The sequence below is a fragment of the Streptomyces sp. S6 genome (assembly GCF_054880855.1).
Genome location: NZ_JBTYMC010000630.1, coordinates 1 through 1,461, shown reverse-complemented (window position 1 = coordinate 1,461; position 1,461 = coordinate 1). Strand labels below are relative to the sequence as shown.

The window sequence follows — 1,461 nt, the reverse complement described above, 5'->3', positions numbered from 1 at the left end:
GTCCGCGCCCGGCGCCGCGCCGGCCGGTCCGCCGTGGGGCACCGAGCTGCGCTCGCCCGCGATCCGGGGCCGGGTGTTCGTCACCGAACGCAGCACCGTGTACCCGCCGCACCTCGACGACCACCGGCTGTTCGGCACCGTCCAGGTGGCGGGCGCGTCCCAGACCGCCACGGTGCTGTCCGCACTGGGCCACGACGGCGAGCGGGTCGTCCTGGAGGACCTGCACTTCCCGCGCGCGCTGGTCCTGCACGACGGCGAGCGCTACGAACTCCAGATCATGGAGAGCGACGGCGAGCCGGGTTCGCGCACGGTCAGCGTGCAGAGCCTCCTCGACCCCGAACGCGACCTGTGGCAGGAACACCTGACAGCCCGCCGGCTCACCGCCGACCCGGTCGCGAGCAGGCCCGCACCCGATCCGCGGGAGTTCATCGCGCACGCCGACCGCCACCTCGGCGGCGAGGCGTTCTACCGGCACCTGCGCGGCATCGGCTACCTCCTCGGACCGTCCTTCAGCTGGGTCGGGGACGCCTGGATCCGAGGCGACGAGGCCCTGATCCGGTTCGACTGGCCCGAGAAGACGAACGAGCCCGTCGAGGACTACCAGATCCATCCCGGCCTCCTCGACTCCTGCCTCCAGTCCTCCGTCTGCTTCGCCATCCACGAGGACGACGCGCAGCCGCTGGAACAGGAGCGGGCCCTGGTCATCCCGTTCGCCGCGGCCCGCGTGTCGTTCCCCGGCCGGCCCGTCCCGGGCAGGCCCCTGTGGGGACACGTCCGGGCCGAGCTGCGGGAGAGCGCCGACGACCGGTTCCACCAGGTGGAGACCGCCGACCTGCACCTCTTCGACGAGGACGGCGCCACCGTCCTCGCCATGGACGGCTTCCGGTTTCGCACCGCCTCCCGCTCCGTCCTCCAGTCCTCCCTGCGCCAGGGACCCCGGCACCTCTGGGACCTCTCCTGGACCGACCTGCCGCCCGCGGGCGACACCGCCCGGACCCTTGCCGTGGCCGTCGTCGGCGCCGACACGAAGGCCGGGAAGCTCCTCACCCGGGCCGCCGAGGAAGCCGGCCACCGAGTCCTCGCGCTCGACGCGGACACCCCGCCCGCACCGGCCCCGGACCTCGTCGTCGACACCCGTTTCCTCACCGCCACCGCACCCGCGGACGCGCGGACCGCGACCGAGGCCGTGCTCGACCTCACCGCCACCCTGCACGCCGTGCCCCGGACCGTGCCGTACGCCGTCCTGGCCGACGACGGGACACCACAGGCCCCCCTGCGCGAGACCCTGTGGGGCCTGCTGGCCGGCGTCGAGGCCGAGGAGAGCGAACGCCGCCTGCTCCGGGTGACCCTGACCGACGGCTGGACCGCCGCCGCCCTGCTGCACACCCTCGACCGCGTCCTCGACGACGGCCTCACCGAGACCCGGCTGGAGATCGGCCCCGGCGGGGCCCGCACCGGCCG

General features: G+C 74.6%; 1 protein-coding gene. It reads left to right on the top strand.

All coding sequences use genetic code 11. From position 1 onward, the window contains the following. Positions 1–1,461, top strand: a 1,461-nt coding sequence (locus ACVNF4_RS35950; RefSeq protein ID WP_461807025.1) for a polyketide synthase dehydratase domain-containing protein, incomplete at both ends; no start/stop codon positions are given.